General features: G+C 56.5%; 27 protein-coding genes and 1 tRNA gene. 12 read left to right on the forward strand and 16 right to left on the reverse strand.

Annotation, left to right across the window (positions count from 1 at the left end; all coding sequences use genetic code 11):
• The first annotated feature begins 86 nt into the window (after positions 1-86).
• The 4 genes from tatA to AABO57_03005 all read left to right on the forward strand — a co-directional run bounded on the left by tatA (position 87) and on the right by AABO57_03005 (position 3,130).
• A complete protein-coding gene (gene tatA / locus AABO57_02990) occupies positions 87-311 on the forward strand; it encodes a twin-arginine translocase TatA/TatE family subunit (protein MEK6284686.1) in 225 nt (74 codons plus the stop codon).
• 412 nt (positions 312-723) lie between these two features.
• Entirely contained in the window at positions 724-2,520 is a 1,797-nt protein-coding gene (locus tag AABO57_02995) for a matrixin family metalloprotease (GenBank protein MEK6284687.1), read from the forward strand.
• 123 nt (positions 2,521-2,643) lie between these two features.
• Positions 2,644-2,716: transfer RNA gene (locus AABO57_03000), tRNA-Val, on the forward strand.
• 48 nt (positions 2,717-2,764) lie between these two features.
• A complete protein-coding gene (locus tag AABO57_03005) occupies positions 2,765-3,130 on the forward strand; it encodes an STAS domain-containing protein (GenBank protein ID MEK6284688.1) in 366 nt (121 codons plus the stop codon).
• Between the two features lie 2 nt (positions 3,131-3,132).
• Here AABO57_03005 and AABO57_03010 read toward each other — a convergent pair whose 3' ends face one another.
• The 4 genes from AABO57_03010 to AABO57_03025 form a co-directional block, all read right to left on the reverse strand.
• Positions 3,133-3,342 carry a hypothetical protein gene (locus tag AABO57_03010; protein ID MEK6284689.1) on the reverse strand — a complete coding sequence of 70 codons (210 nt, stop codon included), beginning with the start codon at positions 3,340-3,342 and terminating at the stop codon, positions 3,133-3,135.
• A 364-nt stretch (positions 3,343-3,706) separates the two neighbouring features.
• Positions 3,707-3,991, reverse strand: a complete 285-nt coding sequence (locus AABO57_03015; GenBank protein ID MEK6284690.1) for an HU family DNA-binding protein — start codon at positions 3,989-3,991, stop codon at positions 3,707-3,709.
• Positions 3,992-4,173: 182 nt separating this feature from the next.
• Positions 4,174-5,139 (reverse strand): alcohol dehydrogenase catalytic domain-containing protein, encoded by a 966-nt coding sequence (locus AABO57_03020; protein ID MEK6284691.1) that lies wholly within the window; start codon positions 5,137-5,139, stop codon positions 4,174-4,176.
• Positions 5,136-5,375 (reverse strand): hypothetical protein, encoded by a 240-nt coding sequence (locus AABO57_03025; protein MEK6284692.1) that lies wholly within the window; start codon positions 5,373-5,375, stop codon positions 5,136-5,138. Before AABO57_03025 ends, AABO57_03020 begins: the two co-directional genes overlap by 4 nt.
• A 305-nt stretch (positions 5,376-5,680) precedes the next feature.
• Between AABO57_03025 and mpl the strand changes: the two genes are divergently transcribed.
• The gene (gene mpl, locus AABO57_03030; protein MEK6284693.1) at positions 5,681-7,087 is read left to right on the forward strand and encodes a UDP-N-acetylmuramate:L-alanyl-gamma-D-glutamyl-meso-diaminopimelate ligase; all 1,407 of its coding nucleotides are present in this window, start codon (positions 5,681-5,683) and stop codon (positions 7,085-7,087) included.
• A 16-nt stretch (positions 7,088-7,103) separates the two neighbouring features.
• Here mpl and AABO57_03035 read toward each other — a convergent pair whose 3' ends face one another.
• From AABO57_03035 to ruvB, 3 genes are all read right to left on the reverse strand, one after another.
• On the reverse strand, positions 7,104-7,535 hold the full coding sequence (locus AABO57_03035) for a DUF1232 domain-containing protein (GenBank protein ID MEK6284694.1): 432 nt from the start codon (positions 7,533-7,535) through the stop codon (positions 7,104-7,106).
• Positions 7,536-7,780: 245 nt separating this feature from the next.
• A complete protein-coding gene (locus tag AABO57_03040; GenBank protein ID MEK6284695.1) occupies positions 7,781-8,566 on the reverse strand; it encodes a hypothetical protein in 786 nt (261 codons plus the stop codon).
• A gap of 298 nt (positions 8,567-8,864) precedes the next feature.
• The gene (gene ruvB / locus AABO57_03045) at positions 8,865-9,902 is read right to left on the reverse strand and encodes a Holliday junction branch migration DNA helicase RuvB (GenBank protein MEK6284696.1); all 1,038 of its coding nucleotides are present in this window, start codon (positions 9,900-9,902) and stop codon (positions 8,865-8,867) included.
• Between the two features lie 123 nt (positions 9,903-10,025).
• Between ruvB and AABO57_03050 the strand changes: the two genes are divergently transcribed.
• The gene (locus AABO57_03050) at positions 10,026-10,646 is read left to right on the forward strand and encodes a hypothetical protein (protein MEK6284697.1); all 621 of its coding nucleotides are present in this window, start codon (positions 10,026-10,028) and stop codon (positions 10,644-10,646) included.
• Positions 10,647-10,795: 149 nt separating this feature from the next.
• On the opposite strand, the gene metG is transcribed toward AABO57_03050, so the two are convergent.
• From metG to larC, 5 genes are all read right to left on the reverse strand, one after another.
• Positions 10,796-12,847 carry a methionine--tRNA ligase gene (gene metG / locus AABO57_03055; GenBank protein MEK6284698.1) on the reverse strand — a complete coding sequence of 684 codons (2,052 nt, stop codon included), beginning with the start codon at positions 12,845-12,847 and terminating at the stop codon, positions 10,796-10,798.
• A gap of 36 nt (positions 12,848-12,883) precedes the next feature.
• A complete protein-coding gene (locus AABO57_03060) occupies positions 12,884-13,093 on the reverse strand; it encodes a hypothetical protein (protein ID MEK6284699.1) in 210 nt (69 codons plus the stop codon).
• 14 nt (positions 13,094-13,107) lie between these two features.
• Positions 13,108-13,305, reverse strand: a complete 198-nt coding sequence (locus AABO57_03065) for a hypothetical protein (GenBank protein ID MEK6284700.1) — start codon at positions 13,303-13,305, stop codon at positions 13,108-13,110.
• A gap of 229 nt (positions 13,306-13,534) precedes the next feature.
• On the reverse strand, positions 13,535-14,155 hold the full coding sequence (gene folE, locus AABO57_03070) for a GTP cyclohydrolase I FolE (GenBank protein ID MEK6284701.1): 621 nt from the start codon (positions 14,153-14,155) through the stop codon (positions 13,535-13,537).
• Between the two features lie 12 nt (positions 14,156-14,167).
• Positions 14,168-15,406, reverse strand: a complete 1,239-nt coding sequence (gene larC / locus AABO57_03075; protein ID MEK6284702.1) for a nickel pincer cofactor biosynthesis protein LarC — start codon at positions 15,404-15,406, stop codon at positions 14,168-14,170.
• Positions 15,407-15,866: 460 nt separating this feature from the next.
• Here larC and efp point away from each other — a divergent pair, with 460 nt between their 5' ends.
• Entirely contained in the window at positions 15,867-16,439 is a 573-nt protein-coding gene (gene efp / locus AABO57_03080) for an elongation factor P (protein ID MEK6284703.1), read from the forward strand.
• Between the two features lie 137 nt (positions 16,440-16,576).
• Here efp and AABO57_03085 read toward each other — a convergent pair whose 3' ends face one another.
• The 4 genes from AABO57_03085 to AABO57_03100 all read right to left on the reverse strand — a co-directional run bounded on the left by AABO57_03085 (position 16,577) and on the right by AABO57_03100 (position 19,605).
• Entirely contained in the window at positions 16,577-16,843 is a 267-nt protein-coding gene (locus tag AABO57_03085; protein ID MEK6284704.1) for a hypothetical protein, read from the reverse strand.
• A complete protein-coding gene (locus tag AABO57_03090) occupies positions 16,840-17,205 on the reverse strand; it encodes a helix-turn-helix transcriptional regulator (GenBank protein MEK6284705.1) in 366 nt (121 codons plus the stop codon). The genes AABO57_03085 and AABO57_03090 overlap by 4 nt, the downstream gene beginning before the upstream one ends.
• Complete coding sequence (locus tag AABO57_03095; protein ID MEK6284706.1) at positions 17,202-17,552, reverse strand: type II toxin-antitoxin system RelE/ParE family toxin; 351 nt, start codon at positions 17,550-17,552, stop codon at positions 17,202-17,204. Before AABO57_03095 ends, AABO57_03090 begins: the two co-directional genes overlap by 4 nt.
• A gap of 133 nt (positions 17,553-17,685) precedes the next feature.
• The gene (locus tag AABO57_03100) at positions 17,686-19,605 is read right to left on the reverse strand and encodes a CocE/NonD family hydrolase (GenBank protein MEK6284707.1); all 1,920 of its coding nucleotides are present in this window, start codon (positions 19,603-19,605) and stop codon (positions 17,686-17,688) included.
• 253 nt (positions 19,606-19,858) lie between these two features.
• Between AABO57_03100 and AABO57_03105 the strand changes: the two genes are divergently transcribed.
• The 5 genes from AABO57_03105 to AABO57_03125 all read left to right on the forward strand — a co-directional run bounded on the left by AABO57_03105 (position 19,859) and on the right by AABO57_03125 (position 25,469).
• The gene (locus tag AABO57_03105) at positions 19,859-20,146 is read left to right on the forward strand and encodes a type II toxin-antitoxin system prevent-host-death family antitoxin (protein ID MEK6284708.1); all 288 of its coding nucleotides are present in this window, start codon (positions 19,859-19,861) and stop codon (positions 20,144-20,146) included.
• Complete coding sequence (locus AABO57_03110) at positions 20,136-20,609, forward strand: type II toxin-antitoxin system VapC family toxin (GenBank protein ID MEK6284709.1); 474 nt, start codon at positions 20,136-20,138, stop codon at positions 20,607-20,609. Before AABO57_03105 ends, AABO57_03110 begins: the two co-directional genes overlap by 11 nt.
• A gap of 141 nt (positions 20,610-20,750) precedes the next feature.
• Complete coding sequence (gene argS, locus AABO57_03115) at positions 20,751-22,733, forward strand: arginine--tRNA ligase (protein ID MEK6284710.1); 1,983 nt, start codon at positions 20,751-20,753, stop codon at positions 22,731-22,733.
• A 4-nt stretch (positions 22,734-22,737) separates the two neighbouring features.
• Complete coding sequence (gene aroF / locus AABO57_03120; protein ID MEK6284711.1) at positions 22,738-23,763, forward strand: 3-deoxy-7-phosphoheptulonate synthase; 1,026 nt, start codon at positions 22,738-22,740, stop codon at positions 23,761-23,763.
• 8 nt (positions 23,764-23,771) lie between these two features.
• Positions 23,772-25,469, forward strand: a complete 1,698-nt coding sequence (locus AABO57_03125) for a hypothetical protein (protein MEK6284712.1) — start codon at positions 23,772-23,774, stop codon at positions 25,467-25,469.
• Positions 25,470-25,552: the final 83 nt, after the last annotated feature.

A 25,552-nucleotide genomic window follows, 5' to 3' on the forward strand; every position in this document is an offset into this window, starting at 1 on the left:
ATAGACGGCTCAAGGGTTTATGTTTGACACGCCTTGAGGCGAGGTCTAGAATCGCTTCATCAGATATTCTTGTTAAGGAGCACAACATGCCTGGAATGCCCGAGATACTGATCATCCTGCTGATAATCATAATCCTGTTCGGCGCGCGTCGAATACCGGAGCTCGCTAAAGGTCTTGGTGAAGGCATCCGTCACTTCAAGACGGGAATACGCGAAGTTCCTAACGAGATCGACGATCGCAAGTATGGCGACGACGACCGCAAGCATCGCGACGAGCCGGAGCGCAGAGAAGAATCCCGCACGTCGGTATAAGCATAAGCTTGGTTCAGGCCCCTTCTCCCCGCATCCGAATTTGGTTCCGCCAACCTCCTGATAGTAGAGTTGTCAGTGGCTCGCAATGACAGCCAGTACAATCGAACACCGGCCGCAGTGGGGCAGGCAAACTGTTCTCGACTTTTGTTCGTCTAAGCTCAGGGACAATGCGAAGCTCGCTTTGAACCATCTCCAAGCTGGGTTCCTTGACACTCGAAGCTTGCTATGTTTCAATGCGCGCCTGACGACAAGAAATCGATCAACAAGCTGATGCCTCTTTTGATACAGCAGATATTGGTCTTCATTAGAGGGTGTTTTCGGACTGTCTGCGACGAAAGTTCGCTGCGCACACGAGTTAAATAACCGACCCGTTTCCGGGTGGGACTGTTCTTATTGAGATGAAAGGTTGTGAATGTTTATGAAGCAGTTTGACGTAAAACTGCCCAAGGTTGTTCTGTACCCAATCCTCCTCTGTCTTTTCACCCTGCCCGTCAAAGCGACAACGGCGGTGATGCTCACTGACACCGAATTGATCGTGAACTCGCGGTTGATTGTCAGCGGCAGAGTCGTCTCGGTGACTAGCGCTTGGGACGACCCAGGCGCGATTGTGTGGACCTATGTTGAAGTGCTCACAGACCGGGTGCTGAAGGGAGAGATAACCGAAAGGACGATTGTGCTGAAGCAGCTCGGAGGGGCGGTCGGCGAATCAGGCATCCGCGTCTTTGGACAACCCGAATTTCGAGTGGGTGGGCGCGTGCTTTTGTTCCTGAATACGGGAGCCGATGGCAGCCTCCATGCCGCTCACGCCTCCATCGGCAAGTTCTCGGTCATAGAAGACACAACCGGGAAAGAATTTGTCGAGCGCGCCATCCGGGCGAATGAGATCGAGTTTCTCGCCAGTCACAGCACTGGCGACATCACAAATCTGGCTCCCTTGGATGTCTACATCCGGAAGATCAAGCAAACGCTCCGGCGAGAGGCGACTCGCATAGCTGAAGTGGAATCCGAGCAGCGCACGCAACCTTTGCTTGAAATCCCTCCCGAGTACGTGCGCAAGAAAAAGCAATCGCCCGGCTTCACGCCTGAGTTTGCGTTTTTTAGCGGCGGCGTACGGTGGATGGAAGCCGACGCGGGTCAGGCGATACCTTACCGTGTCAATCCGAGCGGGTCACCGGTTGCAGGAGGAGGCGCCGCTGAGATTGCGCGAGCGATGGACGCCTGGCCTAACCAGAGCGGCGCGGCGATCCGGCTTCAGACTGCCGGTCAGTCAGGCAGTTGCGGGATTTCAATTGACGGCACCAACACCGTCTCGTTCGGGGATTGTTTGAATCAGTTGGATCGGGCGGTCGGCTGCTCCGGTATCGTGGCATTGACCGCGATCAGTTGGACCCGCGAGTCGAAGGTCATTGCCGGAACGACGTTCAACAGACTCCTCGAAGCGGACATAATATTCAACCGAGGTATGGATTGTTTCCTCGCAAACTCGGCGAATCTAGCCGAGGTTGCGTGCCACGAACTAGGACATTCGATAGGGCTCGACCATTCAGCCGATCCATCGGCAATCATGTGGGCTTCGTCGCGTGGGCGCGGACGCGATGCTACGCTGGGTACGGACGACAAGGCAGGTGCGGCGGCGATCTATCCAGCATCAAGCGGAAGCGGGCCCGCTCCCGGAGGCACGCCGGTAAGCATCACGACCGTTGGCGTGAACGAGGGTGTCGTCGGCCGGCTCTATAACACAACGCTGACCGCAGCCGGGGGAACGCCGCCGTATCGCTGGAGTCTTGTTGGAGGCGCGTTACCGCCCGGACTGAATCTTGCGACAAACGGCACTATTGACGGTGTTCCTTCGCTTGCTAGTTCGTACTCTTTCGCGGTTCAAGTGTTCGACTCCGGCAGCCCACTACGCGTGGATGGGAAGTGGTTCTCGATAAACATCCGTGCGAGTGAAGGGGCAGGCTTGCCGTCGGTCCCGGCGATCACCCGCGTGAAAGTAAAGGGAGTAAAGAAGCTGTGGGTCTTCGGCGAGAACTTCCGGGCAAACTCTCTTATCCTAATCAACGGTCTGATCTTCGAGCCTGTAATTTTCGAGCAAGACGGATCCCTCGGACAGTTTCTGGCTAAAGGAAAACTCAATCTTGGGCCGGAAGGAACAAACGTCGTCGTTGTTCTTACCAGTGAAAGTAGATCCGCGCCTTTCGTGTTCTAGTTCTTGCGAAGGGCGAAAGCCATACCGTGCCTCGCAGATGCACATACCGCCTAGAGGGTAGTAGGAATAGCTCGTCTCCGGTGGAAATCCGTGATGGCATCTGCTAACCTTTTCCCCCTTAAAGGGCGCTTAGCTCAGTTGGTAGAGCACTGTGTTCACACCGCAGGGGTCACTGGTTCGAGTCCAGTAGCGCCCACTGTTTTCTGGCCCGCCTGCGTAGGATTTCAGGAAAGAGTTATTGGTTATGATGAGACGCCCTACTAAAGCAATTAGCAGAAAAGCGGACTCAGTCCGCATCATCAAGATAACCGGGCGCCTTGACCCCGGCGAAGGACCCGATCAGCTCTTCGAAATGGTACAAGGCTTTTTGGAGGAAGACGAGATCAGTTTCTTGCTTGATCTGCGGAGCGTGACTTACATCAGCAGCACCGGGGTCGGTAGTCTGATCAAGTCCTACCGTTCGGTGCTAAAACAGAAAGGCCATCTGAAGTTGCTTTCTCCTTCGCAGTCGGTGAGAAACATTCTGGCTATTTCGAGGCTTGATGGTGTGTTCGAAATCTTCTCTGACGAGAGCGAAGCGCTGGCGAGCTTTAAGGACACAAAGGCCTGACCTTATGAGGGCTTTTTGTCTTTCCTGGGAGGCGGTTCCTTCGGCCTGTCTTGCTTTCCCTTGTCCCTTATGACGGGCGGTCCCGGAGGGTCTTTCTTCTTCTCGTCCTTGTCCTTCTTCTGTGCAAAGACGGTAGAACCGCTCCCTGGAGCCCCGACCATTGCGGTCGCACCGAATAGCGAGAGCGTGATTATGAGGAAAACTTTCTTCATACAACCTTAGTCCGTCTAGAATAGCACCATCAGTGCTCGTGCAAAACACCTTTCTATGCTGGGCGCGATGAAAACTCTTACGCTGGCCGCGCTGGAACCTACTTGCTTCGACCTCTAGTCCCGCAACATCTATTCCACTTTTGCCGCTTAGTCAACTTGGAAAATAACAGGGCTTACGTTGAACTCGCGAAATGTCGCCTATTGGGCTTCAACCTTTCAGTTCAATCGCGCACCTTTTAGTGCATTAGCTGGATGCTGGGGGCGGCGGTCGCGTTGCTGGCAGGTTGCTGATGGTTTATCGACGAGACGGCTATGCCTGGCTTATGAAACTGGATACCTGGACTGCTCCGCGGTTGTGTTCCAACTATTTCTTCCGCTTGTTGACGGCTTCTTTGAGCTGCTTCCCCGCGCTGAATCTGACCGCCTTGGTAGCCGGTATTCTTATTCGCTCCGCCGTGTACGGGTTATGTCCCCGGCGCGCTCTGCGATGTGATACAGCGAATGTGCCAAAGCCGACCAGAGTTACCTTGTCGTTTTTTCGCAGACTATCAGCGATTGCCTCCTTCACCGCATTGATCGCTCTTTCGGCCTCCGCCTTGCTGATCGAGGCCCGCTTTGCCACCTTCTCGATCAAATCGCCCTGGTTCATCGTGCCTCCTAAATATCGTAGGTCCTTTAGCCGCCTAGCCCAAGATATGGTAGACGTTTCGCCGGGTTTATAACATTGGGCCTTCGCGCTGTCAATAAGTTTCTTCGCTCGATGTTCCCTGGAATGGGTTCTGGTAGCCGGATTCAAGGCAGGCGGGTCTTTAGCGGCGCTGTCGTTGATACTCAAGCAATTTGTAAGATGACCTTCATGTTCTCCTTGGCTGCCGCCTCTTCGAATGCAAGCAAGCCGTCTTCAAGCGGCAGTCGCCGCGATATCAACGGGCTCAAATCTACGCGGCCGCTGGCAATGAGTTCTATCGCCGGTTGGAAGCGCCCGCAACGCGAGCCGACTATGGTCACTTCGTTAACGACGATTTTAGACGTGTCCAGCGATGTAGCTCCATGATGTGTGGACTTCAGGACAACTGTTCCTATTGGCTTAACAATCTCCAACGCAGTCGCAAGTCCTGACGGCGATCCGCTTACATCTATTGCAACGTCGAACCGCGCTTTGCATTCCTGATTGAGTGCGCGGGCGTCCATCGTGGAGCAATGAGCGTAAAAGCTTCGCGCAAGGTCCAACTTGTTTTTGTGCTTTCCGACGACGGTCAGCGAGCACCCCGTCTGAGCCATCACCAATACGACGAGCTGCGCGAGCTTGCCGTCTCCTACCACCGCAACTTCGTGGGAACTGTTGATGTTAACTCGGTCGAGAATGCTGAATGCGGCTGCAAGCGGCTCAACGAACACGGCTGCTTCATCGCTCACCGATTCTGGTAGCTCAACCAGATTGCAAACCGGAAGCGACAAGAACTCAGCGAAGGCCCCATCGCGCCCCTTGATTCCAAGCACCGTCCGGGCCGCGCAGTGTCTGGGGTCGCCTTCCAGACACAACGCACACTGGCCGCACCCGGCGTTGATCTCTCCTACAACTCTCCGCTCATTAAGCGAGGGATCGGGCGAGTCAACCACGCGGCCTACGAACTCGTGCCCCAACGTTCCCCTGAACGCGGCGTAGCCTTTCGCGATTTCAAGGTCGGTATTGCAAATGCCGGCGCAGATCACTTGGACCAGCGCTTCTCCCTCGCGCCGTGGGACCGGCGCGTCGCGTACAAGCTTGAGACTTTCATCGAACCTTAGAGCTTTCACACCCGATTTCCATCACCGAGTAAAAAAGAACGAATTCGACACATTTTCGCGTCCAGCAGGGCTTTCGACGCGAACAAGCTTATCAGGCCGCTCCACCACGACCGGCCTTCATCTGACGAAAAATAGTTCGCCACCAGGTTGTCGGCTCGTCCTGCAGTTCCACCGCCTGAAATCACTTTTGACGCGCCGACTATCACATGGTCGTTCTTCGCGACTACGGCTATTGCGGTCTTCATCGCGAGGATCAAGATCGGCGGCCGGGCTGACGGTTACCTCGAAGTGCGATGGTCCCTCCGCCCTTGGAGAATTCAGACCGTATCCCGCGAGAGCAACGAGCGCGCCGCCAATCGAGAGTATGCGTGCAAGGTTTGACATGAAAGAGTTCACGGTTCGGACGCACAAAGGTTGCGCCGAAATTCTTCCATACACACAGACGCGGTGCAAGTGATTGGCCCGTAAAACTTTTCAAGAAGAGTCCGCACCGCTATACTCTGACTCGATTTGATCGGGAGGAGAGTATCTGGAAAAGAAGCACTACCACTTGATTGGGATATGCGGCACGGCCATGGCCTCGCTCGCTGGGGTGCTCGTCGAACAAGGACACAAAGTCACCGGTTCAGATGAGAACGTTTACCCACCGATGTCGCTCGAGTTGCAACGCCTCGGGATTCCAGTGCGCGAGGGCTACAACCCGGAGAACCTTTCCGAGCGGCCCGATGTCGTCGTCGTAGGCAACGCAATCACGCGGGGCAATCCTGAACTCGAGTTCGCGCTCAACGAGAGGATGTTCTACACCTCGATGGCCGCAGTCGTTAAGGACAACTTTATTCGAGGCCGCCACTCAATCGTTGTTGCCGGGACGCATGGCAAGACTACGACGACTTCATTGATGGCATGGGCCATGGAACGCGCCGGTGCACGGCCGTCGTTTCTGATCGGTGGTGTAGCGGAGAACTTCAACTCCTCGTTCCGCGTTGCAGACGGCCCTTACTTCATAATCGAAGGCGATGAGTACGACACCGCGTACTTCGACAAAGGGCCGAAGTTCATGCACTATCTGCCTGACACCGTAATCCTGAACAACGTCGAGTTCGATCACGCGGATATCTACCGCGATATCGATGCAGTAAAATTCGCATTTAGCCGCCTGGTCAATCTGATTCCCGGGCGTGGGCAATTGATAGCGGGATGGGACTCTGATCTGGTGAGAGAGCTTGCGCCGCGCGCATTCTGCCGCGTAGAGAGCTTTGGTATCGATGGTGACGCAAGGTGGCGCGCGGACGATGTTAGTTTTTCAACCGAGATGACGGAATTCACGGTGCGAGTCGAAGGACGCGAGTTCGGCCGCTACACATGCCCCCTCGCCGGTCTGTTCAACGTGCGCAACTGCCTGGGCGTCATAGCAGCCTGCGAGGTGCTTGGCCTCGATCGAAACGCAGTCACCGAGGCAATCGCGGAATTCAAAAGCGTCAAGCGCCGCCTGGAAGTCCGAGGACACGTTCGCGGAATCACAGTGATCGATGACTTCGCGCATCACCCAACCGCGGTGCGCGAGACTCTACTAGCCGCCCGCGCAAAATATCCTGGCCGCCGCATCGTCGCGATTTTCGAGCCTCGCTCTTACACGGCGCAGATAAGGCTTTTTCAGCAGCAGTTCGAAATCGCGCTTGCTGAAGCTGACGAAATAATTATCGCCCGCCTGTTTCACCCCGAGCGTTACACGGCGGAAACCGCGATCTCGCCCGCCGAGATGTTAGAGCATCTCCGCATCCGCGGTCGTGAAGCTCACTACATTGCTTCGCCTGATGAGATCGTCCTCGATCTCGCGCCACGCCTGAGAGGCGACGAGGTTGTGGTGATAATGTCGAACGGCTCGTTTGGCGGGATCCACGACAAGATGCTCAACGCGCTTCGTGAGACTCAGGCAAGCGCGCAAGTGGAAGGCTAACTTGTAAGCTCGCCCTTTAGCTAGGGCCCCCGGCCGGCGCATCGGCGACGACAGTCAGCGGGCTTTTTGGCTCTATGCGCCCTCGTAAGACATTCTTGACCGGCTTCGGCAGGAAGAACTCGGCGATCCGCGCGATGCTATCGACCAGTTCCTTTATGTTGCCCTGACCCTTCCAGTGATCCATAACAACTCTGCGGTCGGCGCGGTTCAAGAGCCTCAATATTGAAATCGCAAGAAGGTAAGAATCGTCCACCTGGCCGATGAAGGGAATGAAGTCGGGAATAATGTCAATCGGGACGATTACGTACATGACTATGCCCGCAAGGATTGCTTTGTCGGCTTGAGAAACGCGCTCATCTCGTAACAAGCCGATCAACAATCCCATCAGGTTTGGAATGAAGAGCAACAGCTCCCGCATCTTTTTTCTCATCTTCCGCTTATCGGACATCCATCTCCTCCCAGGGGCGGCTTTTGGGGTTCGTTTTGTATTCTAAAGCCGCAGGTGTCCGGCGTCAATTTTTGTCGCGCACGCGTTCACAGATTCCGATATTGGTTAAAACTCGTGATGGACTGAAAGACCCTGTTAGCTTCGCGCGTTGAGTTGACGTGAACTGTCTGGACCGGCACGGCTCTGCGTCAGTGATCGCACTAGCGATCACTGACGCGGCATATGCCATTCCTTGCTGAGGTCTCTTACAACTCGCCGTTGTCCGGGCTGGCTGCTGGTGGCGCGCTGGTCAGACATGCTCGCTCGAGCTCGAGCCCTCGTGCAGACGCCAGCGCAGCGCGCACTCTGGTCTCGGCCGATTTGGTTGCAGAAGGAGTAACCGGAGGCTTCACTCGAACAAACATCCTGAAGCCCTGCCGTATCGGCAGGGTCTTGACGGTTTCAAAGCTCCGCTCGACCATGCGCTTCTCAATATTCTTCAGGAGTTCCTCTCGCGTCACCGTCTCTAGCTTGATGGCACTCAGCGCTTCAAACGCTCGCGCATGCTTTTGGAGCCTGATCTGAATCGCTGCGGACTCGATGCCACGCTGGACAATTGCCGCCGCAGCGAAGCCGAGCTCGACTCGACTCGCGCTTGCAGATGAGCGCGACGCGGCGGCGGGACACTTGCCCCGCTCGGAACTCGCCTTCACGACCAGCACGGGGGGGACATCCTGCACGCTCCCCGATGACTCCACATTCTCACGCGCACACGCAAGTTCGTTAGGCGGGCAAGCGGAATCGTCGTCGGCTTTCAACGGTTCTCGGCCTGAGTCACTTGGCATAGCCAAATCGGACGTGCGGGCCGGTTGATACCCCGCGCCAAACACATCGGCTATCTGCTGCCAGGCATCCGATGCTGCGGAGAGACTTGGATTGAAACTGACTTGAAACCCTGCGGCCCTTAGCGAGAGCGGCACGATGGCAAGGCCTAAGAACAAAAAGAACGCCGGGCCTTTTGGTGCGTGTCCTGATCTGTTGAGTCTTTGCATCACTATCTCCGAACCGCCTGATCACTGCCCGCCTCGGTGCTTGCGTTCCAAAACGGCCTGGTAGATTGAAAGTTCAACTTTTTCTCCGTCTTGGTGCTTGCTTAGTTCACTCGTAGGTGGCAGGTGAATCGAAAAGGTTGCAGGGAAAATGAGCCACGGGATCGTTCCGTCTCGGCTGCCCCGGGGAGCGCGGCCGTCTCGGCCGCTCTGGTCTAACTGACTGACGAACCCCCGGGTGTGGAGGCTTTCGTTCCTACTGTTCGCAATTCTCTGACTTGATCGCCGTCGGAGACCGACGCTAGAACAGCGTCGCCTGGTCGGCGTGGCCGCCGGTCTTCCTGAAATCCAGCCCGAGGTGTTCGTAGGCGAGGCGGGTAGCCGTGCGCCCGCGCGGCGTGCGATTCAGAAACCCGATCTGTAAAAGGTAAGGTTCGTAGATCTCCTCGATCGCATCTTTTTCTTCGCTGATGGCGGCCGAAAGCGTTCCCAGTCCCACCGGCCCGCCGTCAAACTTCTCTATGATCGTTAGCAGAAGTTTGCGATCAACTTCATCGAGCCCGAACGTGTCCACCTCCATGCGATCAAGCGCCCTGGCAGCCACATCGCCGGTTACGTCTCCGTCGTGAAGCACCTCGGCAATGTCACGGACGCGGCGCAGCAAGCGATTTGCAATTCGCGGAGTGCCGCGCGACCGCCTGGCTATCTCGAGCGCACCTGTGGCGTCGACCTTTACACCGAGGATGTCGGCTGAGCGGTTCACTATCACTTCCAAATCAGCGACGGGATAGAAATCCAGATGGAGCGGAATGCCGAATCGCCCACGCAGCGGCGCGCTGATGAGCCCGGCGCGGGTGGTTGCCCCTACCAGCGTGAACTTCGGCAGTTCCAACTTTATGGATCGAGCCGAAGGTCCCTGCCCGATAATAATGTCCAACTGATAATCTTCCATCGCCGGGTACAACACTTCTTCGATGGTCGGGTTGAGCCGGTGAATCTCGTCTATGAACAACACGTCGCCCTCGCCGAGATTCGTCAACAGCGCCGCAAGGTCACCGGCCCTCTCGATCACCGGCCCGGCGGTGGATTTAATGTCGCTGCCCATCTCGTTGGCGATGATGTGCGCGAGCGTTGTTTTCCCCAATCCCGGCGGACCGTAGAGCAGAACGTGATCAAGAGCTTGTCCGCGTTTGCGAGCCGCTTGAATGAAGATCGATAGATTCTCTTTGGCCTTGTGTTGCCCGATGTACTCGCGCAGCCATTTGGGTCGCAGGCTCAACTCAAACTGTTTCTCCTCGTCGCCATCAGCGCCTGCGGAAATGATCCTGTCTTCCACCATTCGGACAAACTCCTGCGCGCGAGTGCGGGTTTTTCTGATCGCGCAGTTTACCATAAGTTGTGGTCCGGCCGAATAGCGTTACAACATCTGGCGCCAGTCGCTTATAATTATCCCAACGCACCGATGACAAAGTCTCCAGAAGAAGGAAAGATTTGGGAGTGGCGGGCGTTTGGGCCAATCAGCAAGAGCCTCGCCGCAAAGGTACGCGCTTATCCGATCAGGCTTGGGTTGAGCGATCTTCGCGGCGAAGACATTTACCTGGTTGCGCCGCACAGCGATCAGAACGTCAAGCTGCGCCGATACGTAAGCGGGTGGGTTCTAAAGCTCAAGCTGCTATTCGAAACCCGGCCAGGACTGTTCGAGCTGTACAACGAAAGCGCCGAGTTTACCTATCCGTTTCCGGTCTCGCTCGACAGGTTGAAAGACGCTGCGCGGTTGTTGAGCGTCGAGCTGCCGGAATCTGTTCTCTCAACCGCGAGCTTTAGTGAAGAGGACTTCGTTAAGGCGCTCGCCGCATCGTCGCCCGCCGTCGCTGAAACCAGAGTAACCAAGAGGCGATCGCAGTATCAGTTTGAAAATGGATGGCTGGAGCTGGCTAAAGTGACATTCGCAACACACAAGGTCGAAACGATATCGGTCCATTCGCGGGACATCGAGGTCGTAAGCGAAATGGTCAATCGCCTGCAGGTCGCCGGCGAGCTGGAGCCCATGAACTACATCGAGGCGTGCAGACGTTGGGGATGATCGATGGTTCCGCGTTCAGGGTTCAGGGTTCAGGGTTTTGGTTGAGACTCATTCGGACGCGCTGTCGAACCTCACTTACATAACCCCGAAATTCCGAACACTTGAACTTCGAGAACTCGGAACCCTGAACCCGGAACTCTGAACCGTCATTACTTCAACCGCGCGCCGTTCGGCACCTCTTCACCGAATGTCGCCAGCACCGGCCGTCCGCTCTCTTCAATCGAGGCTGCCAACAGCATTCCGTTAGACTCGAGTCCGCGCAGCTTGCGAGGAGCCAGGTTCGCCACGACGATTATCTTGCGGCCCACAACATCCTCCGGCGTGTAGTGCTCCGCTATGCCGGCGAGAATCTGTCGCGGCTGCGCTTCACCAACATCAACAATCAATCGCAGCAGCTTGTCGGCCTTGGGGACCTTCTCTGCCTCGAGCACAGTCGCCGCCCGCAACTCCACCTTAGCGAAATCATCGATAGTGATTATTTGCCCTGGGAGCGCAGGCATCCCTGCCTGCCGGTCAGCCGTCGCAGAGCCTTCGCTTGTCGCTGCTTGTTGCCCTGTGGGTGCGGCACTTTCACTTGCCGCTTGTTGCCCGGCGCTCTCTTGTGGCTTAGCCTGCTCACCGACTGGCGCCGCGCTTTCGTTTTCGATCTCTGCCATTATTTTTCCCTTATCGAGTTTTGGAAATGCCGGACTGATGCGATCGATCTTTGACGCGTCAACGGACTCGCCCCACTTTGCTTCGTTCGGATCGATTCGGAGCGGATCACCCGCGAGCCCCATCTGACTCCATATCTCACGCGATGTCGCCGGCAAAGCCGGAGCAACAACCAAAACGAGATGGCGCAACGCTTCGTACGCGGTTGCAAGCACGCTTTCGAGCTGGGGCCGCGCAGAAGCATCCTTCGCGAGCTTCCACGGCTGGTTGTCGCTGATGAACTTGTCCACTCCTGCAATCCCCGTCCATGCAGCTTCGAGCGCGCGTGAAAAATTCAGCGCGTTGAATTCTTCGTCGAACTTTCGCTTCGCGTCATTTATCCGCAGCCTGACGTCCGTGGGCTCTTCGGCACTATCACACCCAGGACGCGGCGGGACCCCACCGAAATAGTTCTTGATCATCGTGAGCGTGCGGCTCGCCAGATTTCCCAGCCCATCTGCAAGGTCTGAATTGACGCGATCGATCAGCGCTTGATACGTGACCTCGCCATCCTGACCGAACGCGACTTCTCTGAGGAGGAAGTAGCGGATTAGATCCGGAGCGAAATGTTTCTTGAGCACGCCCAGGTCGATGGCGTTGCCCAGCGTCTTGCCCATCTTCTGCCCGCCGCGCAGCAACATTCCGTGTGCAAAGACCGTGCGCGGCAACTCGATGCCCGCCCCCATCAAGAACGCAGGCCAGTAGACTGCATGAAACCTGAGAATGTCTTTTCCGACCAGGTGCAATGCCGGCCAATAACGATCCATCAACTCGTGTTGATCGCTGCCCCATCCAAGCGCGGTGATGTAGTTGGATAGCGCATCCAGCCAAACATATATCGTGTGGGCCGGGTCGCCGGGAACCGGAACTCCCCACTTCACCGAAACGCGGCTTATCGAGAGGTCCTTGAGCCCGCCCGCGACAAACGAGATCACTTCATTGCGCCGGACATCCGGCTGCACAAACTCAGGGTGCTTCTCGTAGTGTTCGAGCAACGGCCTCTGAAACTCAGACAGTCTGAAGAAGTAACTTTCCTCGGCAAGCCGTTCAAGCGGCCGTTCATGGATCGGACAGAGCGGCTCGGCGATCTTGTCATCCACATCTTTGTACTCATTGCAGTTTCCGCAGTACCATCCCTCGTATCTCGATTTGTAGATGTGGCCGCGTTCGTCGAGTATTCGCCAGAGCTTTTGAACGGCAGCCTCGTGCCGCGGATCGGTGGTGCGAATCCACTGGTCATATTCGATTCCAAGTGAAGCAAACGCACTTTTGAACTCGTCGACGATTTCATTGACCTGCTGCTTGACCTCGATACCGCGCGCAGCGGCAGCTCGCTCGATGTTGATGCCGTGTTCATCGGTGCCGGTCAGGAAGTATGAATCGATTCCGCGCTGCCGGTAGAACCTCGTGAGAGTGTCGGCGACCAGGGTCGGATACGCGTGTCCGATATGTGGCTTCGCATTAACGTAGTAGATCGGCGTTGTTACGTAGAAGGTGTTCTCTCCCATGTTGGCGATTATGTGGGTTGAATGAGATGGCGCGACCTAGGGCCTCGGCCACTGTTCCGGCCAGTCATCAAAACTCAGAACTTCTTCATCATTCACCATAAGGGTGTAGAGGCTCTGTTCGGGAAAGTCGTTCAGCCGTATCAGAAGCTTGTCGCTATCGAACTCGGCCTCAAAAGGATAGCTGGGGTCAACGCCTCGCCTCCAGGCTACCCTCTCTTCAAGATAACTGCGCACATTTGCGGTCACGTTTCACCTCGCGCTCACAAATCCAGCTTCTGGTCTAATTCTGCATCTGTTCTGCATGCCTGGTCAATTATTGCCTCATAGACCGCGTCGCCTGCAAGACCGGCCTCGTTGAGGCGTTCGATGAGGAAGTCGAATGTTGGTCCATCGGGGCTGCCGAACTTGGCGATATCTCTTTCTCTAAGCAGTTCGACTTCACTAGAATCGGCCATCATCGACCGTGCGTCCCTGCGCGCATCGTGGCGGATTTGCCACGAGCGTTCAGCTCTCTCGCGCACCGAGAGGCCTTGTTTGACCCATTGTTCAACCAGTTCGCGAATTGTAGCTACGCGGCGCAGATACCATCGACGTATCTCCGCATTCGTCGTGAGTCCTTGATTATTGATTCAGGTCCCCCACTGCTGATCGATTGCTCGTTGGTCGGCGGTCGTCCGTCGTCGGTCCTTACCTGTCGTGATCCCGAATAAGCGCCATCGCTTCCGCGCGTGTGCGTTGGTCCTTCAAGAAGCCTCCTCGCAACGCGCTTGTGACCGCCTTCGCTCCCGGCTTCTTGATGCCCCGCATCTCGATGCACATATGCTCGGCTTCGATGACGACCATCACTCCAGTCGGGCGCAGCATCTCGTCCAGCAAGTCGGCAATCTCGGTGGCCAGCCGTTCTTGAATCTGAGGCTTTCGCGCCATCAGGTCGGCTACGCGAGCGAGCTTTGACAGCCCCACGATTCGCCCGTCCTTCGGTATGTAAGCGATGTGCGCCACTCCAAAGAACGGCAACAGATGATGCTCGCAGATCGAATACAGAGGTATGTCTTTGACGATCACCATCTCGTCGTGAGTCTCAGAGGGCAACACGTGAAGGAACTCGCGCGGATCGTTGTGCAAGCCGGCGCATATCTCTTCATACATGACCGCAACTCGTCGCGGCGTCCCCTCAATGCCAGGGCGGGCCGGGTCTTCGCCGATGCCTTCGAGGATCAACCGCACGCCCGCTTCGACCTTCGATCCATCAAAGGCATTCCGCTTCGCCAGCCCCTCCCGTTCGATTGCTTTCTTCGAGTTCGTCATCATCTGCTCGTCTTAATCGAGTTGGTTCAATTTGTTTCTATACGCGGCGCTAGCGGCCGCTTGCACTTCAAGCAGCGGCGTATTCGTCTCAACCGCCAGTCGCGCGCAATCATCGTATTCAGGCTGAAAGTGTAGCGTGCGAGCGCCGTCACGCGCTACCTTTATGCGCACCCGCCCGTACTCAGTGTCGACTTCTTCGATTGCGCGCTCCAGCACACGTCGCTTCGCTTCGTAGTAGCGAACGCCCAGCGTTGTAGTCTCAACAAGCAGCAGCTCGATCATTGCCTCCGACGCTTCAGGCCGGCACAGAATCGTGAAAAGAACACCCGGCCTGTCTTTTTTCATCTGAGCCGGAATCATGAACACATCAAGCGCTCCGAGCGCGAACGCGCGCTCCATCACGAAGCCGTAGACCTGCGGGTTCATGTCATCGATGTTGGTCTCGACGACTGCAATCGTCTCGTCTACTTTCAACGCGGCATTCCCTTCCCCGGCGTTTTCAGAAATCCCGCCGACACCACTCTTCGGCTCTTCCATCTCACCAATCATCAGTCGCAACGCATTCGGAAAACTTTTAGGATCGCGAGTTCCGGCGCCATACCCGACGCCGGCCACCTTAATCTGCGGCATCGCCCCAAACTCTTCGCAAAGAGTCGCCACGATCGCGGCGCCGGTCGGCGTGACAAACTCGCCTTCAATTTCACCCGCGTACACCGTGACGCCGCGTAGAAGTTCCGCCGTAGCCGGAGCAGGAACCGGCAATCGTCCATGTTGCGTCTGCACTGACCCGCTTCCGACCCTCAGTGGCGAGCAGAAGAACCGCTCGACGCCGAGCAGCTCGAAACCGACCATCGCGCCTACGATGTCGATGATCGAATCAACCGAGCCCACTTCGTGAAAGTGAACTTTGTCTGGCGTCGTCCCGTGAACTCGGGCTTCAGCTTCGGCCAGGCGTTCAAAGACTCGAACCGCTCGATCCTTCACCTGCTCCGATACGCTCGATCCGAGTATCAGCGACCGAATGTCGGCAAGCGTTCTCTCCGGCTGCGCTCTCTGATCGATTTCGACATCGAACTTGGTCGCCGCGATCCCGCTTCGCTGCACGCGCCGGCTGTTTAGTTCATAACCAGAAAGTTGGAGCGACGAGAGTTGTTGCTTGAGCGATTCGAGATCGACGCCCAGATCTATCTGCGCGCCGATTGTCATATCGCCGCTCACCCCAGCAAAGCAGTCGAAGTACACGACTCGCATCAAGCTCGCTCCTCAGAATGTCCCTTTGCGTCTTCGCGTCTTTGCGTTTTCGCGTGTCTTTGCGTCTTTGCGCGAAACGACCAACCTGTGCGGGCGCAGTCGAACAGGAATCGAAGTTCATCGGTGATGCAAGTGAGCACAGTCGACAAGTTGGCACCTCGGCAAGACGGAGATGCTATAAACCGGCATCTGTGCAAGTCAAGCGATCTGATTTTTTGCTAGTGCTGGAATTTCATTTGGAGTTAAGACAGTCTCACCGCCGAGGCGCCGAGGACGCGCAGGTAGCGCAGAGGCTGAAGCGCTTTTTCTATGCGTGATCTCCGGGTTCTTTCTCTGCGTGATCTCTGCGTTCTTTGCGCCTTTGCGGTGATGGTTTTGTCAGCAAGGTTTGAATGATGTACTTTACGGGCAGGCTGCGGACGCTGGCCAAACTTGCTCGAGCTCGAGAGGAATGAATTGAATGGCGCTCATTGCAGCCAACGAACTAAAACGCAAACTACTGATCGAGGTTGACGGGCAGCCCTATGTGGTCCTCGACGTTTTCTTTGCATCGCCGACGGCGCGCGGCGCAGCGACGATGGTACGTACGAAGTTGCGTCACTTATTGACGGGCGCGGTCCTGGAAAAGAGCTTCCGTTCGAGCGAGAAGTTTGGGGAACCGGATGTTGAGCTAGCGCCCGCCTCTTTTCTTTACAGTGACGCGGACGGTTTTCATTTCATGGATGAGAAGAGTTACGAGCAGTTTACGTTCTCAGCCGAAGCGGTCGGCGCTGATGCCGGCTATCTCAAAGAGGGTGTGACTCTAGAGGTATTGAGATACAACGGCACTCCTGTTTCGCTTCAACTGCCGCAGTTCGTCGATCTCGCGGTAGCCACTGCAGAGTTAGGGCTCCGCGGCGACACGGCAGCCGGAGGAGCAACCAAGCAAGCGACATTGGAGACCGGTCTCGCCGTGCGGGTTCCGCTTTTTATCAAAGAGGGTGAAGTCGTCCGCGTTAACACACAAACGGGCGAAGTGTCCGGCCGAGCGTAGTTGAAGGAGAAGCGAGACTAGAAAACGGACTTGTTCAGCGAGGCGATTCGGACGCGTGGATGGAAGGCTGACAATAGTCGGTGAAGCCCTTGCTGATTCTTACCGCGTACTCCACTGCGTCTTCATTGGCGGCGTGGTTACCGCTCCTTAACGATCCCGCCACATGCAGGACAGCTGAACTTGCCTTCAGCAAGCTCCTTGAAGCGGAGTCCCGTATCCTGACCTTCAGCACCGGCGTGGTAAGTTATCAGTTTTCCGCCCATCAAAACATCCTCGAGCAGTCCACATTTCGGGCACTCGAGCAGCTCCCGATCGCCCGGGAAAAGGCCCAGCGATCGGGCCTGTTCCTGCACCGCAACCACGCGTTTGGTGAGCTCGCGAATGTTGTTTCGGGTTGGACTCATTTCCGTTTTGCTGCTGCACGCTTCGCGCCGTACTTCGCGGCGGATTCTGCTACCCGCTTTTCCTTTCTACTCGTCGCCGGTTCGAATACGATGCAAACCCGCGCCTGCAGCGCGTCGGCAACGCGGCGCAGCATACTAAGGGAGTGGCCTTCGTAGACGGGGGACTCAAGGCGGCTGATCTGCTGCTGCGAGGTCTTGAGAAGCTTGGCTAGGTCCTTCTGAGAAAGTCCGGCCTGCTGGCGGAGCGCGGCGATTTGCAGCGCCACATCCCAAGCCTCGCCGGCGCGCTCGAAGCGGGCTGCAAAAGCTGGGTCCCTTAGTTGCTCCTTGAGGTAACGGTCGAAATTGGTCTTCTTAGTCATTCTGCTCTCTTGCGCCACTGGCGCATCCGTTCCCTCGCGAGCCGCAGATCGCGAGCCGGGATGGCCCGGGCTTTGTTGCGGATCCCGTGCGCCGCGACGATCCGGCGATTCTTGGCGAAGAACCACAACACGCGGGTATTGAGCTCGCCCACGTGGCGCAGTTCAAACAGCCCGTCCCCAACCGCCTTGGACAATGGCTCCCGGTGATACTGGCGGCTCCGCAACTTTGCAAGACCTGCGACGACCGCCGCGAAGTCCTCTGGATCGCTAGCTTTCAAGTCGTCCAGAAACTCACGCACGGGACACGTTCCTGCTTCGGTCTCGTAAAACTCTACTATGAAGTCCATGTGAATACAACATCAGATTTGATGTGCCGCGCCCAGCAACGTCCGCTGTCTGCTATACAGTGCTAAAGATTTATCCTACTTTACAACCGCCGGGCCCACGAGTGCGAAAAACAAATCTGGCCATTCATATCGATCACAACCGTGCACGCGGTTCCACCGACACGGTCACCGATGAGCTCAGACTCCGTGAGCGGTAGACCCTCTGCGTGGCTTTTTGAAAGTCTGAAGCCGTCGCTTTCGGGATGTCCATGAACTTCTGCGGATTGCGGTCAACCAGCGGAAACCAACTGCTCTGGATCTGCACCATCACCTTATGACCCTTGCGAAAAGTGTGATACATGTCCGGTAGATCGTAGCTGATCTGTGTAGGCCTGTTGGGGATCATTGGCACTGGGGCCTCCGGGCGCTCGAAGCCGTTCCGGAATTTTGCGCGAAAAGGTTCGCCGCGCACCAACTGCTGATAACCTCCCATCTTCACCGCGTTGGCTGGCACTGGCTGATTCGGAGGCGGTGCAGGCGTCGGATAGCTGCCAGGATAAACATCTATCAACTTGACTACGAAGTCCGAGTCCGTGCCTGAGGTTGAAACCTGCAGAGTCACTTTGATCGCTCCGGCTATGGTCAGATCGTCTTCGAGCGGCTCGGTCTCATAAACCAGAACATCCGTGCGCGAAGCCGCGAACCGCTGATCTTCAGTCATGTAGTCTCGCGTCATTCCGTCCGCGACGTAGCCAACATAAGGCACAGGCTTGTTCGGGTCGCTGATGTATTCATCAAAGGCGCTACGGTCGTCTTCCACCGGCGCGTCGCTGCTCAAGCGTCCGCCGGCGCGAAAGTAGAGCGTCTTCGGTTGCAGACCTTTTGGCGGCCAAGCATCAAGCTTTCGCCATTCGTTTAGCCCGGTTAAGAACATCCACGCTTCGGGCATATCCATCGGCTTATCTTTCAAGTAGTGCATAAAGAACGGAAATTGAATCTGCTCGCGAAAAAACGCCGCTGTCTTTACGTTGAAATTCAAATTGCCCAACTTGTCGCCGTCGCCGCGCCCCCAGCAGCCGTGACACCACGGTCCCATCACCAGAAGGTTCGTTGTGTTCGGGTTGTGCTTTTCCACTGCGCGGTAGATGTGAAGGGGCCCCATCGGGTCTTCAGCATCGAACCATCCGCCTACGTTGAGAACGGCGGGCGTGACGTTGTTCATGAATTTCCATAGCGACCGGGACTGCCAGAACTCGTCATAGTTTGGATGATCGACGATCTCCTGCCAATAAGCCGCTTCGCCGCTGAAGTATTTCTTGCTGGCCTCGGCGAGCGGACCCATCTTCAAGAAGAATTCGTAAGCGTCGGGGGTGCCGAAATCAAAATCAAGTCGCTGCTTCGGCACGGTGGGTTCGCCTTTTCGCGGAGTGAAGAAGCCATAGAACCCGAAATTCGCTCCGAGCATGAAGGCGCCGTTGTGATAGACGTCGTCGCCCATGTAATAGTCGGCAGTCGGCGCCTGCGGCGAGGCCGCTTTGAGCGCCGGATGCGCGTCCATCAAGCTTGCGGCGACGTGAAAGCCCGGTTGCGAAATGCCTACCATGCCGACTCTGCCGTTGTTGTTTGGAATGTTCTTGAGCAGCCATTCGATGGTGTCGTAGGTGTCGGTGCTTTCGTCGATATCTTTATTGGACTTCTTGTTCGGCTGATAAGGGCGCACTTGCAGGAACTCACGTTCGGACATATGCCGTCCACGCGCGTCCTCATAGACGAATATGAAACCCTCTTTCTCAAAATGCTCTGATGGTCCTAACGAGGCTCGATAGTTATCGACACCATAGGGCGCGATGCTGTAAGGCGTGCGCGTCAAAAGAAACGGATATTTTTGCGAAGTGTCTTTTGGGACATAGACGGCGGCGTAGAGCCGAGCTCCATCGCGCATGGGAATCTGATATTCATATTTTGTGTACCGCTCCTTCACCCTTGCTGCGTCTTGGGCTGGGTCCTGGGCCGCAAGTGGGATGTGTAGGGCTGTGATTAAAAGGATGAGTGAGGCAAAGCGTCGAAGCGTCATTATCGATGAATCTCCTTTCTGATCAGGTAAGGGTTTGACAGCCAGCCTTGGTTCCCGGGCATGGTGCGGGCTGAATGATATCAGAAGTCAGAAGTAGAGGTCAGAAGCCGGAGGTCAAAACTGAGAGGTCAGACCTCAGAGGTCAGAGGTAACGTAGGGAGGATCTTGCACTTGCCGTCTTAATGAAGCTATTATGGCCATCTAGGGAATCCCTTATGGCCATATGCCGTTTGCGGTTTTCGAGGTCGGAACTATGAAGACCGTCAATATCGCAGAACTGAAAAACCGGCTCAGTCTCTACCTAAATGAGGTCAGAGCGGGCGAGGAAATCGTGATACGTGATCGGAATCTACCTATTGCCAGGATCGTGCCCCTGGCTCGTTCTGCTCACCAGGATGACGAACTGAAGGCGCTTGCCGCGCAGGGAAAACTTCGTCTCGGCGAAGGAGTCATTGACGATTCTTTCTGGGACCTCCCAGCACCGAGGGTAGCACCCGCGCTTTTGCGAACAGCTCTTGAGAAGGAGAGGGATGAGGACTAAGCGCCAACGCAAGGCTGCGGCTGCTACTCCTCTCACCGCCTTTTGGGATACCAGCGGAATTGTTCCCTTGTGTTGTTACCAGCCGCAGTCGGCGCGCGCACGACAGACCTCTCGCATCCACGCCAGGCAGCTTGTGTGGTGGGCAACGGCTGTCGAAGCCGTTAGCTCATTCAACCGTCTGAAACGCGAAGGGCACATTACGCCCAGTGAATGCAGGCAAGCATTGGAGCGGCTTGAACACCTTCGCCATCGATGGAATGAAATCCAGCCAACGGAGGAGGTGAGGCATCGGGCCGAGCGTCTGTTGAGCAGCCACCAGCTTAGGGCGGCTGATGCGCTTCAGTTGAGTGCGGCCCTGGTGTGGTGCGGCAATCGCCCACGTGGTCGAGTGTTCATCGGGGCCGACGGCAATCTGTCGAATGCCGCGGAAGGCGAAGGCTTCACCGTTATCCGTCTTTTGTGAGGGCTGCGCGCGAGTCTCCTTTCGCTTCCCGTACCGAACGAAAGCACACACCTTTCAAAAGCAATTCCCCGCTGATAAGATTTCCGGCTTCGACACTCAGCAGAAATTTTTCTGCGCGCGACACGGAGCGCCGTTTAGCCAATGACCATCCAGGAAACAATGCGCGAGCAAGTGCGCGCCGCTATCAACAAGGCCTTCGATATCGACCTGGCCGAGATTCAAGTCGAAGTCCCGCCTCGTACCGAGCTTGGCGATCTGGCGTTTCCTGTGGCGTTCGAACTCGCCAAACGATTGAAAGCCTCGACCGGTCAGAAACAGAATCCCAGAGACATCGCCACCCGGCTCGCCGATGAGATGCGCAGCGTGCCGGGAGTCGTCCGCGTTGAAGTCGCCGGCGCGGGATACTTGAATCTCTATCTGGATAGAGCTGACTTCGTGCTGCGCTCGCTTGGCGAGCCCCAACCGGTTTCGCCTCAGTTGGGCGGAAAGATCATCGTCGAACATACCGCCGTCAATCCCAACAAGGCCGCGCACATCGGTCACGTGCGCAATGCCGTGCTGGGCGACACAACAGTCCGAATGCTCCGCGCCGCTGGAGAAACTGTTGAAATACAGAACTACATCGACAACACCGGAGTTCAGGTCGCCGATGTGGTCGTCGGCTTCAAGCACCTCGAACACATGACCCTTGAAAAGATCAAAGCCATCGAGGAGAAGTTCGATTACTACTGCTGGGACCTCTACGCGCGAGTCGGGAGTTTTTACGAGGAAGATGCTTCGCGGTTGGCGTTTCGAACCGAAGCGCTGCACGGTCTTGAAGCCGGTGACGGCGAGATCTTCGAGATGGCCGAATACATCTCGATGCGGATACTCGAATGTCACTTGAACACGATGGCCCGGGTGGGAATCGAATACGATTTGCTGCCGCGCGAGTCGGACGTGCTGCACATGAACCTGTGGAGCCGTACCTTTGAGTTGCTCAAAGAACGTGGCGCCCTCGAGTACGTGACCGAAGGTAAGCTCGCCGGATGCTGGGTGATGAGGTCAAATGACGAATCGGACGAAGCCGAAGACGGCGAGCACGAACTCGATAAGGTTATCGTGCGCTCGAACGGCACGGTGACTTACACCGGCAAGGACATCAGTTTTCACCTTTGGAAGCTGGGACAGCTCGACATTGATTTCTACTACAGGAAGTTTCACACGTATCCAGACAACCACGTCGCGTGGATCACCAGTTCTGACCCGAACAAGAATGACCCCGCGCATCCTCAGTTCGGAAACGGCGCGGCTTTCTTCAATGTGATCGACATCGGCCAGGCGTACCCGCAGCACTACGTAAAGCTCGGGGTGATGGCGGTGGATCACGACGAGCGAGTCGAACGCAGCGCGCATCTCGGTTATGAAAAAGTCGTGTTGACCACGGCTACCGCGGAGCAGCTTGGGCAACAGGTGTCAGAGGAAGATCGCAAGCGCGGCGTGGTTAGCATGTCCGGACGCAAGGGACTCGGCGTGAAGACGGATGATTTCATAGATCAGCTCGAGGCGAATGCTCTGGCTGAAGTAGCGAGCCGTCATCCCGAGTTAAGCGCCGAAGAACAACGCCAGGCGGCGCACAAGATTGCGGTCGGAGCGCTGCGGTATTTTCTGCTCAAGTTCACGCGCAATTCGATAATATCTTTCGACTTCAAAGAAGCGTTGGCCTTCGACGGTGAAACAGGGCCGTACCTTCAGTACTCGGTCGTGCGAGCCAACTCGATCTTCCGCAAGCTGACTGATGCCGGCATAGACGTGAGCGCATCGGAGCTTCAGCAAGTGCCGCGCGAACGGTTGGGCGAACTGCTCGGCGGCGAAGACGGCGATGATCTGTGGCCGGTTCTCTATCTGGCGGAGCGGCTTGCGGATGTTGTGCGTATCGCGGTCGCCGCGCTCGAGCCAGCGGTTGTCGCGAAGTGGGCCTTCCAGCTCGCGCAGCGGTTCAACATCTTTTATCACAATCATCACATGCTGTCGGAACAGGACGCGGCGCGGCGCGCATTGCTGGTTGCGATCACGACGGTGGTGCGGAGGCAGTTGATCCTCGCGTTGGATGTGCTGGGTATTGAAGCGCCCGAGAGGATGTGAAGCAATGCTAATCGTAATGAAACCCGGCGCCACCGAAGCTCAGGTGGAAGAAGTGCTCAAAGTCATACGCGGGCTCGGCTTCAAGCCGCATCCGATGCCCGGAGCTACACGCACGGCGATTGGCATAACCGGCAATCCTGGGGCGATCGATCCCACTCACTTCGAGATGCTGTCCGGGGTCGCCGAAGCGATCAGAGTCTCAAAGCCTTACAAGCTCGTCGGCCGGGATCTCAAACACGACGACACGATCGTACGCGCCGGAGATGTAGAGATCGGCGGGCCCGAGCCGGCAATCATCGCAGGACCGTGCGCGGTTGAGTCTTATGAACAGACGATGGCGATAGCTGAAATAGTCGCCTCTGCCGGGGTGAAGCTCTTTAGAGGCGGCGCGTTCAAGCCCCGCACGTCGCCTTACGCGTTTCAGGGACTGGGTGAGGAGGGATTGAAGATTCTGGCTGAGGCGCGCGAGCGATTCGGGCTTAGCATTGTGACCGAGGTGTTGGACACCGACACGGTTGATCTGGTCGAGGCCTATGCGGACATCGTGCAAATCGGCGCGCGAAACATGCAGAACTTCTCGTTGCTGCGCCGGGTGGGACAAGGGCATAAGCCGGTGATGCTCAAGCGTGGAATGTCGGCGACGCTCGATGAGCTGTTACTTGCAGCCGAGTACATAATGGCCGAGGGCAATTACAACGTGATTCTTTGCGAGCGGGGCGTGCGCACTTTCGCTGACCATTCGCGCAATACGCTGGACCTGTCGATTGTTCCCGCGGTGCAGAACCGCTCTCATCTTCCAATCATCGTCGATCCGTCTCACGGAACGGGCAAGCGCCATAAAGTCATTCCGCTTGCGCGCGCAGCAATCGCTGCCGGCGCCGACGGTATCATGGTCGAAGTCCACAATCATCCCGAGCAGGCTCTATCGGACGGCCCGCAAGCGCTGCTGCCCGATATGTTCAGGCAGCTAGTCGCCGAGGTGCATGCAATACACAGAGTGATCGCCGAGGCAGAGGCGAGCTTTATGTGAAATGGAAAATGGAGAATGAACTAAGCAACTCATCGCCGATTCGGTCTATTTTCCATTTTCCATTTTCCATTTGTAATTTATCATTTGTCCATCAGTATAAGGCTCTTCACGGAGGGACTCTGGCTTCAAAGGTCAGTCCGCTTCTTGCGGTAGCAATCATCGCCGCGATTCTATCCATCTTAGCGTTCCTGTACTTTTTCGCCAACGATATGACCAACGTTTATGGCGATGGAGTCGCGCACGTCAACATCGCTCGGAAGGTCGTAGACTCACCCGACGACACGGTGTGGCGACGATATATTCAAATTGGCTCTCCCTGGCTTCCGCTTCAGACGGTATTGATGTTGCCGCTGGTAACCAACGACTGGATGTGGCGCAGCGGCGCGGCGGGCAGCGTAGTTTCGATGATCTCGTTTGTCATCGCCGCATTGTCGCTCTACATGCTGGCGAGGACCTTCTATCGCAAAGAGGACGGGGCATGGAGAGAAGCACTGCCCGCGCTGACGGCCGGGATCTTCCTGTTCAATCCCAGCGTGCTGTATATGCAGTCGACACCGATGGCCGAGCTGGTACTTATGGGAGCGCTGGTTGCGGCGGTTTATCTGCTGCAGAGATGGGTCGACGAGCAGACCACGAAACGGCTGATGGCCGGGGCCGTTGCAATGACCGTGGCTACTCTGGCCCGCTACGAAGCGTGGCCGGTCGCCGCACTTTCGGTTCTCGTCGTCGCTCTCGCTTCACGCGGTGACTGGAAGCAGAAGCTCAAAATGAGTGCGATCTTCTCGGGGATTGTCGCAGTCGGTCCCTTGTACTGGTTGTGGCACAACTGGGCGATCTATGGAAACGCGGTCGAGTTCCTCACCGGACCGAACTCGGCGCGCGGGATATCATTCCAGAATCGGGTCAACTTCGGCTGGTCGACGATGTTCACCGGGCACGCCGGACTGGATGTTCTGGTGATGGCGGCGTCTACAGCGGTATGCGCCGGGCCGTTTGTTCTATTGCTGAGCGCGGCGGGCTTAACAAGATCGCTCATCGCAAAGCGGAAGTCGTTTGTAGAACATTCGCCGTTAGCCTTGCTGATTCTACCCTTCTTCTTTCACGCCTTCAGTCTGTATCGAGGAGAAATTCAGGTATTCCCGTTGAGCGCCTTCGGGCTCCTCAACATTCGATATGGCTTGCCTCACGTGCTCGGCGTTGCGCTGTTTGCGCCAGCGGCGATTCTGGCGTTCAAAGGCTCGGCGCGCCGATGGGCCGGCGCCGTAGTATGCCTGATTGTTGCCGCGCAATACTGGCATTTGATTTCGGAGGGACCCGCGCAGCTTGCTGTCTATCAAGAAGGCTATCGCAACGGAGTGAACGCACGGCCGGCGCGGGAACGCGCGCGAGTGGCTTCGTTTCTGACAGCGAATCCACCCGGTCGATTCATATTGATGCACACGGGCGCACTTGGGCCGCTTGTGTCACAGGGAGGATTGCGCTTTTCGGACGTAGTCCACGAAGGTTCGCTGCGGTGGCATCAACTCGATAACGGCATTCCTGCAGATATCGCGACGGTACTGATACAGAAGGGCGACCCGCTCGATCTGCGAATTCGGGAAAACGCGTGGCTAGCGCGGGATTTGGAGAGGGAGTTTGATGAAAAGCTTTTGGTTGGGAACATCAAGGTGTTTTCGCGGAGAGGCAAGTTGAGAATTGAGAATTGAAGACTTGAGATTTCCGATTGCCGATTGGCGATTGTCGATTGCGGATCTCAGAAATTTCAGATTGCAGATTGCAGACTTCAGAC

The organism is Acidobacteriota bacterium (assembly GCA_038040445.1).
GTDB lineage: Bacteria > Acidobacteriota > Blastocatellia > UBA7656 > UBA7656 > Onstottus_A > Onstottus_A frigus.

Bases quoted from the DNA above. Each gene is read 5' to 3' on its own strand.
- tatA (MEK6284686.1), top strand. From the start codon at position 87: ATGCCTGGAATGCCCGAGATACTGATCATCCTGCTGATAATCATAATC.
- AABO57_02995 (MEK6284687.1), top strand. From the start codon at position 724: ATGTTTATGAAGCAGTTTGACGTAAAACTGCCCAAGGTTGTTCTGTAC.
- AABO57_03005 (MEK6284688.1), top strand. From the start codon at position 2,765: ATGATGAGACGCCCTACTAAAGCAATTAGCAGAAAAGCGGACTCAGTC.
- AABO57_03010 (MEK6284689.1), bottom strand. From the start codon at position 3,342: ATGAAGAAAGTTTTCCTCATAATCACGCTCTCGCTATTCGGTGCGACC.
- AABO57_03015 (MEK6284690.1), bottom strand. From the start codon at position 3,991: ATGAACCAGGGCGATTTGATCGAGAAGGTGGCAAAGCGGGCCTCGATC.
- AABO57_03025 (MEK6284692.1), bottom strand. From the start codon at position 5,375: ATGAAGACCGCAATAGCCGTAGTCGCGAAGAACGACCATGTGATAGTC.
- AABO57_03035 (MEK6284694.1), bottom strand. From the start codon at position 7,535: ATGTCCGATAAGCGGAAGATGAGAAAAAAGATGCGGGAGCTGTTGCTC.
- AABO57_03040 (MEK6284695.1), bottom strand. From the start codon at position 8,566: ATGCAAAGACTCAACAGATCAGGACACGCACCAAAAGGCCCGGCGTTC.
- ruvB (MEK6284696.1), bottom strand. From the start codon at position 9,902: ATGGTGGAAGACAGGATCATTTCCGCAGGCGCTGATGGCGACGAGGAG.
- AABO57_03050 (MEK6284697.1), top strand. From the start codon at position 10,026: ATGACAAAGTCTCCAGAAGAAGGAAAGATTTGGGAGTGGCGGGCGTTT.
- metG (MEK6284698.1), bottom strand. From the start codon at position 12,847: ATGGGAGAGAACACCTTCTACGTAACAACGCCGATCTACTACGTTAAT.
- AABO57_03065 (MEK6284700.1), bottom strand. From the start codon at position 13,305: ATGATGGCCGATTCTAGTGAAGTCGAACTGCTTAGAGAAAGAGATATC.
- folE (MEK6284701.1), bottom strand. From the start codon at position 14,155: ATGACGAACTCGAAGAAAGCAATCGAACGGGAGGGGCTGGCGAAGCGG.
- larC (MEK6284702.1), bottom strand. From the start codon at position 15,406: ATGCGAGTCGTGTACTTCGACTGCTTTGCTGGGGTGAGCGGCGATATG.
- efp (MEK6284703.1), top strand. From the start codon at position 15,867: ATGGCGCTCATTGCAGCCAACGAACTAAAACGCAAACTACTGATCGAG.
- AABO57_03085 (MEK6284704.1), bottom strand. From the start codon at position 16,843: ATGAGTCCAACCCGAAACAACATTCGCGAGCTCACCAAACGCGTGGTT.
- AABO57_03090 (MEK6284705.1), bottom strand. From the start codon at position 17,205: ATGACTAAGAAGACCAATTTCGACCGTTACCTCAAGGAGCAACTAAGG.
- AABO57_03095 (MEK6284706.1), bottom strand. From the start codon at position 17,552: ATGGACTTCATAGTAGAGTTTTACGAGACCGAAGCAGGAACGTGTCCC.
- AABO57_03100 (MEK6284707.1), bottom strand. From the start codon at position 19,605: ATGACGCTTCGACGCTTTGCCTCACTCATCCTTTTAATCACAGCCCTA.
- AABO57_03105 (MEK6284708.1), top strand. From the start codon at position 19,859: ATGAAGACCGTCAATATCGCAGAACTGAAAAACCGGCTCAGTCTCTAC.
- AABO57_03110 (MEK6284709.1), top strand. From the start codon at position 20,136: ATGAGGACTAAGCGCCAACGCAAGGCTGCGGCTGCTACTCCTCTCACC.
- argS (MEK6284710.1), top strand. From the start codon at position 20,751: ATGACCATCCAGGAAACAATGCGCGAGCAAGTGCGCGCCGCTATCAAC.
- aroF (MEK6284711.1), top strand. From the start codon at position 22,738: ATGCTAATCGTAATGAAACCCGGCGCCACCGAAGCTCAGGTGGAAGAA.
- AABO57_03125 (MEK6284712.1), top strand. From the start codon at position 23,772: ATGGAGAATGAACTAAGCAACTCATCGCCGATTCGGTCTATTTTCCAT.